The organism is Pleionea sp. CnH1-48 (assembly GCF_024124665.1).
In the GTDB taxonomy this organism is placed as follows: Bacteria; Pseudomonadota; Gammaproteobacteria; order Enterobacterales; family Kangiellaceae; genus JAMXSB01.
This window is the reverse complement of sequence record NZ_JAMXSB010000011.1, coordinates 208,259-220,668: the sequence shown is the minus strand read 5'-3', so window position 1 is coordinate 220,668 and position 12,410 is coordinate 208,259. Positions and strand designations below refer to the sequence as shown.

Genomic DNA, 12,410 nt, shown 5'->3' with positions numbered 1-12,410 from the left:
CAAGGACTGGCAAGCCTTTGAAATACTCAGTCCCATTGTTACAAAGTCTAAGGCCGCTTCTCGTTTCTCAGCGGTCACCAACCCTTTTTTTCGAACAACTCCTTAAACGCTCGGTTTTCTAAACTCAGCTCTGCATACATCTTCTTCAACCGGTCATTTTCTTCTTGAAGCTCTTTGAGCTTTTTGATATCAGATGCTTCCATTCCACCATACTTACTTTTCCAGTTGTAATAAGTGGCATTACTGATGCCATGCTGGCGGCAAACATCATCAACTTTCATACCTGAGTCTGCTTCTTTGAGTATTGAAACGATTTGTGATTCTGAGAATTTTGATTTCTTCATGATTGTCTCCTGAAACTATCATAGTTCAGAAAACTCCAATTAGCTTTGTCTCATTTACGGGGAAGCTGACAAATTGTATTCTCTGGCGATACCTCGTAACTGGTATAAGGTATGTTTGATAAGCGCACTCGATAATTCACTCTATCACTCGATGTAAATATCTCAGAAATATAACCTGAGCAGTAAGATGCATTGGCTTGAGCTGAGAGTAATAATAATCCACCAATAGCTAACGTAGGTTTTAACATGTTATTTCCTCAATTTAAATGTCCATAGTTTTGCGGGCTTCTTGCCTGCCTTTTATAAACTAATTCTTGTTTGTGTCAGAGAGATGTCATTAATTGTTGAAAACATAAAGTGAAACCGAAGTGGGTATTACGGGCTACCAAATATGTTACTTTGGTTATAGAAAATGTGTCTGAAAACCTGGCTAGCTTGAATTAAACTAAGATGCCCATATCTATTTTATAGATCATAGAAGTGATGAGGGACAAACTTGAGAAACTTATTGGGATCGCTACTGGGAGCTATCTGGTTAGTTATTGCTTACCCATTGTCAATACTGCTCCTTCCGATAACAAGAATAACGCGAGGGGAGCCCGTGACCTTTCAGCTTAAAGTGAAGCAGAAAGCCATTTGCATACCTGACTTCTTTCGAATATTTGGCGAAAACCTAATGGGTAATGATGCACTGTTTTTCTCAGTAGAAAATGATGACGAACCTTATTATCTCTATCTACCCAAAAAAGACATAGCTAAGTTACCAAAAGAACACTTGCACTTTAAACACTCCGATAGATCCACAGAGAAAGAAAAAACTATTTTGCTGACAGTAACAACTAAAAAGTCAATACTGGGTAAGTATCTACTAGGGAAGATCATTGACTATAAATTAATTGATGAACCACCAGAGAAGTCAAAGTGAACCTGTGAGTTAGGAGTGCTTGATGAATATTCCATTATTGATTGAAATATTAGAGGACTTTTATGAGGTTTGGTCTGATGGAGCTTCAGGAAGTGTTATTGAAGTTCAAAAGAAACTGTGTGATTTAGAGGTGATATCAAAACAAACAGCAAAGAAGATTATCAGAGAGCCATCTAAACTCAGAGATGAAATGAGTCTGGAGCAAGCCAAGGAAGAAGTCATATATTTTGAAAATGTAGGGATAAAATGCAAATTAATTCATGTTGGCCCTGATTTGCTGAAAAAATATTCCAATAAAGAAATAGAAGAGTGCTTAAGTCGCCTTTGTGGTTGTATCGAAAGAGCGGATATTAAAGAAATAAGAGAGGGTGTCTTAGGCTTGTTTGTCGGAGGAGAAGAGGTCATTGTTGATTATGACGATATTGACTTTTTCTTATACTTATCCTGTCTTAAATATTTAGCTGTAAGAAAACTCAGAAATCAGTAGATCTTATGCGCGTCACTCCTGCCGCAGTTTGCCGCAAAATATCACCGCAATGCATGCCGAAAGATGAAATGAAAATTTATGAGAAAGTCTCGGCATTTCTCCACCCTAAAGATTTATCTCAGTCGTGATTCCTGCAAAAATTGCTTACGTAGCCTGTTAATGTCGATAGGTTCTTAACGGTCTGTTTAGAAGGGACTCTACTCAGGCTCTATTGATAACTAATGTATCTTTCATAAAGCACAGGCTGCCTACCTACAATAAATAAAAGGAAAAACGATGAACTACTTTAAAGAATCATCCTGGCAGCGCTATGGTGTCGCAAAGCAAATCAGCCTGAACTATCCCAGCACATTAAGCCACCTGTTAACGAATGGTCTCTTGGTTGACTACGAACCTTATGTCATCATTGCCAGTGCTTTTAAAAAGAACATGGGCAATAGCAGCTACAAAAATATTCGGCGAACCATCAAAGTATGGGACTTAGAAAACTATATACAACAAGGTGTGTCTCAGTTTTTTATTATGAGCAAAGCCATAACGCCTCCCTTTAACCTCGCTCAGCTTGCAAACTCCAACGAAGAGCTCATGCTAAACGGTTTGATTTGCTTGCAGATCTATCAACGATACCGAGGTATCAGTACGTCTCCCACCTTAATGATGGTGGATACCATTCAAAATCGTACTAATAACCAAGTCGTGGAGCATGGTGGCTATAAAGAGATCTTCTGGTCATTAAGAAAAACGGATATTCGCTCGGGTTTTAAACAACCCCAAACAAAGTCACGGTTAAAGAGGGCGCAGTAGCCAACAAGGATAAGCAACCAAATAAATTGACAGCCTCAGAGAAGACGACATAATGGCTCCAAAAGGATAATAGGATTTCAATATGTTTGTTAATCAGGTGGATTTTTATACAAAAGTTAAAAGCGAAGACGTCGTAGAACAAATCAGCAGCTATCTGGATGATCTTCGGCGGAACGGGCAAGTGATAGGTGATGAGTTTCCTATCGTCGCATCAGCCGAAGGTTACTCTACCTATTTAATGGTTCCAGAAGAAGACTCGCTACAGGAACAATACAACAACCAGTACATCACCAAAGCGCAAAAGTCTTTAGCAGAAATAGGCATCAGTCATATTGATGTTAAATCTTTAGGGCGAGAAGCCGAGTCGCTTAGCTCATGTCAGTGTGAGTCTCGGACTTCCTATATATTATATTCGAGCTATTCTTGTGTCGCTGGTCTCCCGCTGCTCTGTGGTGATTGTTTTCATTACGTGCCCTTGTACAAAGTTAAGTTGCCAGAGGATGAACTGGAACCCCATGATATTTTATGTTGGGAAAAAGATTATCAATGTTGTGATTCGTTGCAGATGCGATGCCAGGTGGGAGAGCGCTTTGGAATACGTGAAATATCACGCTTTGACAGTGCGTTAACCAAAGTGGGGTTCGATATCTGTGAGTCTCTTAAAAAAAGCACAGGGCTGCCCGTCTATTATTATCTCTATCGGTACAATGGTAGAAGCTATGCATCCGAGATAAAACGTAAATGTCCTAAGTGTGATGGAGACTGGTTGCGAGAAGAGCAGTGGCATGGCCGATTTGATTTTGAGTGTAAGGAGTGTTTGTTGCTCTCAAACATCGCTTGGGATGTTGAAAGACCCTAGGGTTGAGAAAGTTAGTGTGGGTTAGTATGAATGCCATCTTCCATCGTTAACTTAAAGTTTCTAATATGCCCGGGCTCTACATATTCCATAGATGCATCAAACTGAACATTAGTTATTAGTTGAGTCTTTGAGCTATAGTTATATCATATATATTATTCGAAATTTTTAGTAATTAGCGGACTCTGTTGTCCGTTTACTACAATGCCAGCCGTAGTAGAGTCGGTATGATAAATAAAGCGTATATACAAACTAAAGGAAATAATAAATTTCGGCACGAGGAACAACTAGTCGTTTCGGAGTTAGGTGTTAGGGGGATATCATTCGATGTCTTCACCGAAAAAAGGATAAATAGGCGAAATTTGCCTTTAGATATTAACACTTTGGTTGTTGGTGACATGAATTGTATATACGGCGCACTTAAGCAACTGAATATTGAAATTCCTGAAGCCAACACATACCCGAAATCATTGAGAAAATATTTATATAGGGATGTGTTTGAGAGCACGATCGGAGATTTAGAGTACCATCTAAGAAATGGTACTGGGCCATTATTTGCAAAACCTGCTAATAAGCAAAAAGTATTTACTGGTAGAGTATTTGAGACAGAACAGGATTTGTACTATATACAGGGGATTTCAAGGAGACAGAAAGTCTACTGTACGAAGCCAGTTAATTTTATCAGCGAATTTAGAGTATATATTGTAGATTCAGAAATACGCTGTATCGACTTGTAGATTCAGAAATACGCTGTATCGACCATTATGACGGTGAGCCGAATGTTGAGGTAAGTAGAAGTGTAATTCTGAGCGCAATAAAGGAATTAGATAAAGCAAAAGAGTCATATGCTGGTTATGCAATTGATTTTGGAGTGCTGTCAACTGGAGAAACAGCTCTCGTTGAAATGAATGATGGGTTTGCCGTTGGAGCATATGAAATTGGCGCTAAGGACTACACCGACATGGTTATTGCTAGGTGGGAGGAGCTTTTAGATCAAGGCAACTGCTAATCAATTTGACTACATCAAATCATACTCAAGCCGACATACTTTAATGTGAAACATGATAGCTATTTAGTCGACCTCTTAATATAGAAGTGGATATCTCTAAGTTTCTAAGCCTTCATTACCATAGGAAACTTATTGGCTGAGTAGAGTCTTAAAACTATTTGTCGAGTGGTTCAGCGCAGCTTCGCTTTGGGACTGAACCTGTCGGAAAGTGACTAACTTGTTGATACAAAAGAGAAAATCCTGATTCGCTAAATGAGGGGAATCCATGGGAGTGGCCTATCTACATAAGTATTTACAAGAAGAGCATTGTCGCTTATTGATTTTTTTGGGGAAGTGGGCTTGAATGTCGCTTTTAATCCGAGCTCTACGTATTTGAGTGAATAGACTTGGTGGTTACTCGCTCTATCTTACGGCGCTTAAATACACCAATAGCCCTTAGGAAACCTTTTATGAAAGCAAAGCTAGCTAAACTGTCGTCAGTTTTTATGGCGCTTGCCATGTCGCAATCCACGATGGCAGAAACTTTTAAGTTCAATACTGATGTCAATGACAAGTCAGACACTCTTGTTGTTTTTAAAAATGACACTAAGTCTACAGACTTTGCAAAGTTTGATAAGCAATCAGAAGGCCAGTTGACTCGAGCGTTAAACGCAAATCAATTTAAGGGCAGTTACAATACGTTTGTTGAAGTACTTGCACCCAACAAATTGAGTTATAACCGCGTATTGATCGTTGGAACAGGCGACAAAGCGCTAACAGAATCAGAGTTAACAAAACTTGGTGGCAACATCGCAGCACAGCTTAAAGGCAAGCATATTAGTGATGTCTCCGTTGCGGCAGAAGATTTTAATGCTGAACAAGCGTCACAGTTAGCCCATGGTATCAATCTGCGTTCATACAATTTCGACAAGTACAAAAAAGAAAAACACCAAGAAAAAAACTATACCTTTGATGTTAAAGACGCCTCCGCTACTCAGTCTGCATACTCTAAACTAGAGCACATCCAGTCCGGCATCTTTTTAGCGCGTGATTTAACGAACGAAGTACCCACCGAGTTAACACCTGCTGATTTTGGCGAAGAAGCAAAAAAGCTTAAAAAGCTAGGGGTTAAAGTAAAAATATTAAAGCCAAAACAGATCAAAAAACTTGGTATGAATATTCTTGAAGCGGTTGGTCGTGGCAGTGTCGATGGCTCTCGTTTGGTTGTTGCTCATTATAAAGGTAGTGATGATGCGCCTATTGCCATTGTTGGTAAGGGAATCACTTTTGACTCTGGGGGTATTCAGATCAAAACATCAGAACATATCGTTCGTATGAAGTCTGATTTAGCGGGTGCTGCTGCGGCACTGGGTACTGTTAAAGCGTTAGCTGCCATGGATGCAAAAGTAAACGTGGTTGCGGTAATGGGACTGGCTGAAAACATGGTGTCAGAGAAGTCTTATATTCCAGGTGATGTACTCACCACAGCAGAAGGCCTGACCGTAGAAATTACTCACACCGATGCCGAAGGTCGACTCGTGCTGGCCGACAGTATGTGGTATGCGCGCAAACACTATAAACCCAGTGTATTAGTGGATATCGCAACATTAACTGGTGGTAAGTATCGTGCACTTGGTACCAAGTTAGGTGGCATCTTCAGCGAAGATGAGCAGTTGGTTAAAGAATTTACTTATGCTGGTAAAGTGGTCAACGAACCGGTATGGCGTTTGCCATTGGGTTATAAAGAAATGCTAAAAAGCCCTATTGCCGATCTGCGAAATACCGGTAAAGGAGGCCCTAGTGCAACAACAGCGGCTACCTTCTTACAGCAGTTTGCTGGTGATACGCCTTGGTTGCACATTGATATTGCGGGTAACGCATTAGCAGCGTCGCCAAGTGGTGAAGTACCCGTGGGTGGCACAGGATTTGGCGTAAGGTTGTTAACTGAGTGGATTCTCAATCAGCACCAAGCTAAGTAAGTATTGTAAGTTAAGAGCTATTCAATCACATTGAATAGCTCTATTATTTTTTGTTCTTCAATATTGGTAAGTGCCACGGATAGGATAATTGTTTTTGGGATCTCTTATCCAAGTGAGCCCCGATAAGAAGGTTTCAATTTCGGGACGAGCAAAAGGATTGTTAGAAATATCTACGACCTGAACCTGGCCATCTTGATTGACAACAAACATACCGGGTTCTGCGAAGTTATGATCGGTTTCTTTTTCTGAGCGCGGGACCGAAATATATAATCCCAATGCCTGCATTTGCTCTTGAGACAGTCCGTAGTACACAGGAAAAGAAACTTCTAGATGTTCAAGATGACTTTCTAATTGCTCTTTACTATCACCTGATACGGCAATCATATCAATCTTGATATCTGCCAGGCTCTGTTTAATGTTTTCGATTTTGTTGAGGTAGCGTGTACACATAGGGCAGTGTCTGCCACGGTATACAATCACGAGTTGCCAGTCACAACCGGATGCGGGATGACCTAAAGTAACATCACTTCCGTCCAGTGTTTTAACCTTGAGCGATGGAAACTCCGAGCCTGCTGCAATTTTTGTTGCGGTCATAGTTATTCACCTAAAATGTGTTGATTAATATGTTGGATAAATTGGTTGAGGTCATTTTCTATATCGGGGTTCTTCATGACATCATTACTCATAAAAGTGGGGTGTGCTGTCATGCCAAAGAAGCGAAAGTTCATGTGCATAGGAAACATTAAATCTTCAACTCCTTTGCCCTGAAACAAAAACTGTTCGGGATCATCGAAGGCTTCTTTAGGGGCATTAAATGTTAACGACAACATATAGCTTTTGTTTGTGAGTGTGCCGCCAGCGCCATAATGTTTGCTGGCGTCTTCTCGGCTGCGACCATCGCCATTGCACAACTCGCCAGACATACCCGCGGTATATACTTCATCCATGTATTTCTTAAATGGCCAGGGCATTCCCATCCAGTTAACAGGAGACTGTAACAATATAAAATCCGCCCACTGGTGATTGCTCAGTTCCTGTTGAACATCATATCCATCATCAACATTTAAGACTTTGACTCTATGGCCTTTGCCTTCAAACAGGCTTATAGCTTTGTCGACAAAAGTTCTATTCAATTTGCCTTCAGAAAAAGGATAGTGATGATGGGCATTGATAATATAAACATTCACTCTAGGTTCTCCTGGGTAGATTCGGTATCAATATGACCGTTACTCAACATTGTGGGCTTATGGTGGTATCATAGGTAACCAATGTCAACTAGTATACTTTTAGTAACCTAGGGTGTGTTTTTATGGACGCTAAAGTTAAAGTAGCCCCCAATGGCAAAAAAATCGTTGAAAATGCGTGCCTTGAGCCATGTTCGATTGAAAGAGGCATGCGCATCATCGGTGGAAAATGGAAAGGTTCCATCCTGTGGCACCTTAAAGATGAGCCTGTGAGATTTAATGATCTAGTACGTCAACTAGGTGGTGCTAGTAAGAAGATGGTGGATCAACGGCTTAAAGAGATGGAAGCCAATGGATTGGTGAAGCGTGAAGTGATCAGCACAAGGCCAATTGCCGTTACCTATCAAATTACTGATTTTGGAAAGACAGCGTTAGGTATTCTTGAAGAGTTAAAAGATTGGACAGAAGAGAACCACTTATAGTTTAAATGGTTGCTGGATCAGTGTGAGAAAAGGCTAACCCATAGAGCAGGATTAGCCTTTTTTATGGTTGTGTTGCTAACAAAAGCAACTATCAACTTGTCGCATCATTGCTTAGGTTCGTTCTCACAAACATGAATATTTTTGTTTCCAACATTCACTTTTTTGCAAGGGGCATGACCTTCAATCCACCAGTCTTTTTCGAAAGGGCTTTTAGGACCGTTTCCGTATTTAAACTTAGAGGGTAAATTGTCTTTAACCAGCTTGCGCAAAATATCATCATCGGTATAAGGAATGTTGAGTGGAGGCTGCTTGATTCCTGTGTTATTGAGGCGTTGACCCCAGCGGCCATTAAATTTAAAGATAGGATCGTCCTTTGGCAGCACTAACAAGCGATTTTTTGAATGCCATACATGATGCTCTGTTCTATCCGGTGCATTTCTATCGGAAATTAGAGCATCTCCATCACTTCCGTAGTAGGCGGTAACATCAATGGTTTTAAACGACAGTATGTTCAGAGCCAGGTCAGATAAGAATGACCAGTTGCCGCCTATAATAGTGCCTGTATAAAACATGCTAGACTTTGTATAGGTTGCATGCGTATTCAGGGCGAAATACACTTTTGGATGTGTACCATCGACCCATTCCATATCATCATAGTAGGTAAACCTGGCATGGCCATGGCCTGCAGTATAAACGCCCACTACTTCACCATCGCTTTTAGATACTCGAACGGTAGCATGTTCCCAGTCACCATAGTGACGAGCCATATTACACCATGGGAAACGACGAGTGCGTGTTTTATCGAAGTTGCGTGTTTTTATGCGAAAGGTTTGACAGCCATTAAATGGAAACAGCACTGCATAGTGAATGTCCAGGTAACCTGCATTGCTATCAATGTATTTAACATACACTTTGGCGTCACTTAATGTGTTGCCATTTTGCGCCCACTCAGCATTTTCTTCGAGATAAGGAACTTCGAGATCTTCTATGTGTTCAACAAACTCTGCAACGTTATTGGCTTTGCGGTTAATGGTTTCGTCTTTTTCGTCACGCACTCTCGAGTGCTTGATAAAGTTTGTTATAGTGACTGGGAAGTATTTTTCGTGTGGGTGGAAATAGAAGACCGGAGCCAGTTCTTTTGCCAGCTCAGTGCGATCTTTACGTATGTCTACAGAGACAAATTTATCTCTACAGCCATCGTTATAGAAGTTGTTTTGATTATTGCCATTGAAGCCCAGGCGACAGTTTTTATCAATTTCTAAGAAAGAGCTGTTGTTGCTGGCTTCATTACCTACCCAGCTGACGTTCCCTTTGTCGTCATACATGTTAAATTTGCCATGGCTGCGTAAACACAAGCGCTCACCTTTTTTACTGGAACGCCAGACTTCATCCCATTCATCATTGTTTTTAACATAGTAAATTAAGTGATCACCGCTAAAAAACTCTAATCGGGCCAGCTTGGTTTTTAAAATAGTTTTGCTTCTGTCCCAGCATTGACCATGGTTGGTATAAATTTTATTGTTTAGAATCGAAGCAACTGAGCCATTGTAATTGTCTGCACAACCGCCGTTATACAGAGCTTTAGAACGACTACCAACACCACCAAAATTAAGCTCACATTGAGGTGTGATTTGGAGAAACTTATGCTTGTCTTCTCCTGAGTTAGCTTGCCAGCGCAGCTTATCATCAGCGTCATAAAGTGATAACTTTCCGACGCTCCATAAACAGGCTTTGGCCCCTTTTTTATTCGAACGCCAGACACGATCCCAGATGTTTTTGTTTTTAATCCAGTACTCCAGGTAGCCGTGATTTGTTAACTCCATACGACCTTGTTGGGTTTCTAATAAAGTATCGCCTTGAGTCCAACACTGACCACCGTTGGCATATTGACGAAACCAATTGGTTTCTGGTTTGCTGCCATTAAATTCGTCTGCACATCCTTTGTCGTACAAAACTCTTTCGTTTTCACCAGTTAATACCAGTCGACAATTTGATAAGGTTTGTAGTGATTTGCTTTTGTCACTACCTGAGTTTGCTGCCCAGCGTAATTTATCGTCAGCGTTATACAGCGACATTTTACCTGAGTGCCAGAAACAGACTTTGGTGCCAGCTCGTCCTGATCGCCACACTGGATTCCAGCGACCATTGTTGTTTAATGAGTACTCCAGAAAACCTGATGTGCCAAATTCGAGTTTGGCTTTATTTGAATGGAGTAGGGTATCACCTTGATACCAGCACTGGCCTTTTGGGGCCTGATCCAATATGTCGGATGGTGTCGACGCTTCTGAGTCGTTAGGTAGGACTGTGGTTAAAGAAACCAACGCAGCCACTAAGCCGTTTTTGAACATCTAATAACTCCCGTTATGTGGCGATGATTGAATAAAGTGGGTAGATTTTGAGGTGCGGTATATTACAGTTTAAATAATAAAATGCAAATAGTTGTAATGAGTGACCTGTTTAGTTTAAGTTTTATACTCTTAGGATGTTTGTAAACCACAAAATTTAAAAGGACTTCAGTCAGGTTTGTTCCCCGAAGAAATACCCCTTCTTTTTCAATGGGTTACTGCTAAATTAGAGATGCTTGCTTGGTAACATGGTGGTTTTTGAAGTTGCGGAAAAATCAATAGAAGATCAAAAAGGTGAATTTTTACATTAAGCCTTACGACGAATCCGTTCTGCCTGCTTTGAACAAATAGACTTGCGTGTCTGGCTTTTATTTTAGGCTATTAACCAGCCTGAAATCGTTGTTTTTCGATAGCGTTTGTCGCCAATGAAAATTATCAGGCTTGATTAAATTTTTGATAGCTGAGTTTTGGGTTGAGGCGCTTAATAGAAGTTTGTTCAATGGCTTCGGCATCAAAAGAGTCATAGATTGTAGTAAACACTGTAACTTCTTCTCGCGCTTTGCCTGACCCCCAAAAACCTTCTTTGTCGAGTTCTTCCAGAGCGGCCATCATGGCGTCGAGTATGTCGCTGCGATAGCTATCGAACTCATCGTTTTCATCGTCTAGTCCGTCGTAGGCTTGTTGTAAAATATCGTCAACGGGTCCGAAGCATTCTGGTTTAATATATTCAAACTTACCCCATTCGCAGGGACTCCACCGATAATAAACCGTTTCAGAGTTTTCCTTGGGTAAATTCTGTTCTTGCATGAGTGCCTGAACATTTTGTTCGGAGTTAACGCTGGCGCTGACGTAGCATACATCATCCAGAGTTGTCAGAGCATAAGCAAAAAAATGCTCCGACGGATGTTGTTCTTTGATTTGAGTAAATGCCGAACGAGCGGCTTCTTTTATTAAAGCGGTGATTTCTTTTATATCGTAACTCATAATGTTTGTTTCTATTGCCTTACTTCAAGAATATGCAGTTGTTCTTTGGGGTAATCAATGACAAAAGACAAGTACTGCAACAAAGAGCCTCCGATAGCACCGTCAATTTTTCGATCCATAAATTTCGACATGTATTCATGGAAGTTTTTATCTTGCCGACGAGTAAACCAAACGGGGCCCAATGTAATGTTTCCTAATGTCACTTTAGGAACTTGTATCATCGGCTCGTCCAGCAAGATATCGGCTTTATCAATCACAAGCCAATCTGGGTGTTTTTTTGCCCATTGATCAAAAACCGATGCAGCCATATAAGAAGTACCAGCTCGTTCCCCTTGCACTTTTAGTTGATGCTGAGCTTCTTTAGATAAATGAACGGTTGCACCTGTATCAAACAGCATAGGGTGAGTTTGCCCATCAATGATTAAGTCAATGCTTGGGAAGGCCGTGGTGTAGGCTCCTTGATCATTTTTTTGAAACCCTAAAGGCTGTGTGTGAATGGCTTTGATTTGAGCTACTTCGTTTTTAGATATTTGCGACAAAGTTTGTTTGGGATAGTCGTATTTTAAGATTTTTCCGGCGTGCCAGCGTCCACCTAAAAAGCCCTGGTAATTAGCACCTCGAGCAATCTTGGCTTGTGTTGCAATAAAGAGTTTGCCTTCCATAAAATTATGCTGATCACCCGCAGGAATCGAATGACCTTTTTTAAAGCTCGGCATGGGCGTTAGCTCGGTGAAACCGTCGCCCGACTTTTTCTTGTGAATAGGCCAGTTGTACTTTTCTAACAGCTCCTTGCTAATGACGTTCCAACCACCTCCCGTATCGGTGAAAAAACGAACTTTTGTACCGTTGGTGAGTTGAGGTTCCAGATAAACTTGTTGGTTAATAAACAAAGCTGGCAATTGTTCGGCGAATGCCGAGAGGCTAGTGACAGTAAGTATTAACCCAAGAATTTTTCGTTTATGGTGGAAGAGTTTCATCATCATTTCCTTTTTTTGAACCTTATCTTACACCGTTAACAATAGACAGTTGAAC

At 40.8% G+C, this 12,410-nt stretch carries 14 protein-coding genes and 1 pseudogene; 8 read left to right on the top strand and 7 right to left on the bottom strand.

Going from position 1 to position 12,410, the window contains the following annotated elements; translation table 11 throughout:
* Together NH399_RS18060 and NH399_RS18055 are read right to left on the bottom strand one after the other, a co-directional pair.
* Positions 1–344, bottom strand: a pseudogene (locus tag NH399_RS18060) (transposase); the annotation flags it as partial.
* Positions 345–394: 50 nt separating this feature from the next.
* A complete protein-coding gene (locus NH399_RS18055) occupies positions 395–592 on the bottom strand; it encodes a hypothetical protein (protein ID WP_253042581.1) in 198 nt (65 codons plus the stop codon).
* Between the two features lie 248 nt (positions 593–840).
* On the opposite strand from NH399_RS18055, the gene NH399_RS18050 reads away from it, so the two are divergent.
* From NH399_RS18050 to NH399_RS18025, 7 genes are all read left to right on the top strand, one after another.
* Positions 841–1,269 (top strand): hypothetical protein, encoded by a 429-nt coding sequence (locus tag NH399_RS18050; RefSeq protein ID WP_253042580.1) that lies wholly within the window; start codon positions 841–843, stop codon positions 1,267–1,269.
* A gap of 22 nt (positions 1,270–1,291) precedes the next feature.
* A complete protein-coding gene (locus tag NH399_RS18045) occupies positions 1,292–1,756 on the top strand; it encodes a hypothetical protein (RefSeq protein ID WP_253042579.1) in 465 nt (154 codons plus the stop codon).
* Positions 1,757–2,032: 276 nt separating this feature from the next.
* Positions 2,033–2,560: a hypothetical protein gene (locus NH399_RS18040; protein WP_253042578.1), complete on the top strand. Its 528-nt coding sequence runs from the start codon at positions 2,033–2,035 to the stop codon at positions 2,558–2,560.
* An 82-nt stretch (positions 2,561–2,642) separates the two neighbouring features.
* The gene (locus tag NH399_RS18035) at positions 2,643–3,419 is read left to right on the top strand and encodes a DUF2310 family Zn-ribbon-containing protein (RefSeq protein WP_253042577.1); all 777 of its coding nucleotides are present in this window, start codon (positions 2,643–2,645) and stop codon (positions 3,417–3,419) included.
* 224 nt (positions 3,420–3,643) lie between these two features.
* Positions 3,644–4,153, top strand: a complete 510-nt coding sequence (locus tag NH399_RS18030) for an ATP-grasp domain-containing protein (RefSeq protein ID WP_253042576.1) — start codon at positions 3,644–3,646, stop codon at positions 4,151–4,153.
* Positions 4,114–4,425, top strand: a complete 312-nt coding sequence (locus NH399_RS25995; RefSeq protein ID WP_371876095.1) for an ATP-grasp domain-containing protein — start codon at positions 4,114–4,116, stop codon at positions 4,423–4,425. The genes NH399_RS18030 and NH399_RS25995 overlap by 40 nt, the downstream gene beginning before the upstream one ends.
* 449 nt (positions 4,426–4,874) lie before the next feature.
* Complete coding sequence (locus NH399_RS18025) at positions 4,875–6,383, top strand: leucyl aminopeptidase (protein WP_253042575.1); 1,509 nt, start codon at positions 4,875–4,877, stop codon at positions 6,381–6,383.
* Positions 6,384–6,440: 57 nt separating this feature from the next.
* On the opposite strand, the gene NH399_RS18020 is transcribed toward NH399_RS18025, so the two are convergent.
* Both NH399_RS18020 and NH399_RS18015 read right to left on the bottom strand, forming a co-directional pair.
* A complete protein-coding gene (locus tag NH399_RS18020) occupies positions 6,441–6,977 on the bottom strand; it encodes a peroxiredoxin-like family protein (protein ID WP_253042574.1) in 537 nt (178 codons plus the stop codon).
* Positions 6,978–6,979: 2 nt separating this feature from the next.
* Complete coding sequence (locus tag NH399_RS18015; RefSeq protein ID WP_253042573.1) at positions 6,980–7,570, bottom strand: NAD(P)H-dependent oxidoreductase; 591 nt, start codon at positions 7,568–7,570, stop codon at positions 6,980–6,982.
* A 122-nt stretch (positions 7,571–7,692) separates the two neighbouring features.
* On the opposite strand from NH399_RS18015, the gene NH399_RS18010 reads away from it, so the two are divergent.
* On the top strand, positions 7,693–8,049 hold the full coding sequence (locus tag NH399_RS18010) for a helix-turn-helix domain-containing protein (RefSeq protein ID WP_253042572.1): 357 nt from the start codon (positions 7,693–7,695) through the stop codon (positions 8,047–8,049).
* Positions 8,050–8,153: 104 nt separating this feature from the next.
* Here NH399_RS18010 and NH399_RS18005 read toward each other — a convergent pair whose 3' ends face one another.
* The 3 genes from NH399_RS18005 to NH399_RS17995 all read right to left on the bottom strand — a co-directional run bounded on the left by NH399_RS18005 (position 8,154) and on the right by NH399_RS17995 (position 12,361).
* On the bottom strand, positions 8,154–10,397 hold the full coding sequence (locus NH399_RS18005; protein ID WP_253042571.1) for a Vps62-related protein: 2,244 nt from the start codon (positions 10,395–10,397) through the stop codon (positions 8,154–8,156).
* A 432-nt stretch (positions 10,398–10,829) separates the two neighbouring features.
* On the bottom strand, positions 10,830–11,378 hold the full coding sequence (locus NH399_RS18000; RefSeq protein WP_253042570.1) for a DUF4303 domain-containing protein: 549 nt from the start codon (positions 11,376–11,378) through the stop codon (positions 10,830–10,832).
* A gap of 11 nt (positions 11,379–11,389) precedes the next feature.
* Positions 11,390–12,361, bottom strand: coding sequence for a hypothetical protein (locus tag NH399_RS17995; RefSeq protein ID WP_253042568.1), 972 nt, complete (start codon positions 12,359–12,361; stop codon positions 11,390–11,392).
* Positions 12,362–12,410 lie beyond the last annotated feature (49 nt).

What these genes read in the sequence shown, in the direction of transcription:
- NH399_RS18055 (WP_253042581.1), bottom strand. Translation starts at nt 592, where the DNA reads ATGTTAAAACCTACGTTAGCTATTGGTGGATTATTATTACTCTCAGCT.
- NH399_RS18045 (WP_253042579.1), top strand. Translation starts at nt 1,292, where the DNA reads ATGAATATTCCATTATTGATTGAAATATTAGAGGACTTTTATGAGGTT.
- NH399_RS18040 (WP_253042578.1), top strand. Translation starts at nt 2,033, where the DNA reads ATGAACTACTTTAAAGAATCATCCTGGCAGCGCTATGGTGTCGCAAAG.
- NH399_RS18035 (WP_253042577.1), top strand. Translation starts at nt 2,643, where the DNA reads ATGTTTGTTAATCAGGTGGATTTTTATACAAAAGTTAAAAGCGAAGAC.
- NH399_RS18030 (WP_253042576.1), top strand. Translation starts at nt 3,644, where the DNA reads ATGATAAATAAAGCGTATATACAAACTAAAGGAAATAATAAATTTCGG.
- NH399_RS18025 (WP_253042575.1), top strand. Translation starts at nt 4,875, where the DNA reads ATGAAAGCAAAGCTAGCTAAACTGTCGTCAGTTTTTATGGCGCTTGCC.
- NH399_RS18020 (WP_253042574.1), bottom strand. Translation starts at nt 6,977, where the DNA reads ATGACCGCAACAAAAATTGCAGCAGGCTCGGAGTTTCCATCGCTCAAG.
- NH399_RS18010 (WP_253042572.1), top strand. Translation starts at nt 7,693, where the DNA reads ATGGACGCTAAAGTTAAAGTAGCCCCCAATGGCAAAAAAATCGTTGAA.
- NH399_RS18005 (WP_253042571.1), bottom strand. Translation starts at nt 10,397, where the DNA reads ATGTTCAAAAACGGCTTAGTGGCTGCGTTGGTTTCTTTAACCACAGTC.
- NH399_RS18000 (WP_253042570.1), bottom strand. Translation starts at nt 11,378, where the DNA reads ATGAGTTACGATATAAAAGAAATCACCGCTTTAATAAAAGAAGCCGCT.
- NH399_RS17995 (WP_253042568.1), bottom strand. Translation starts at nt 12,361, where the DNA reads ATGATGATGAAACTCTTCCACCATAAACGAAAAATTCTTGGGTTAATA.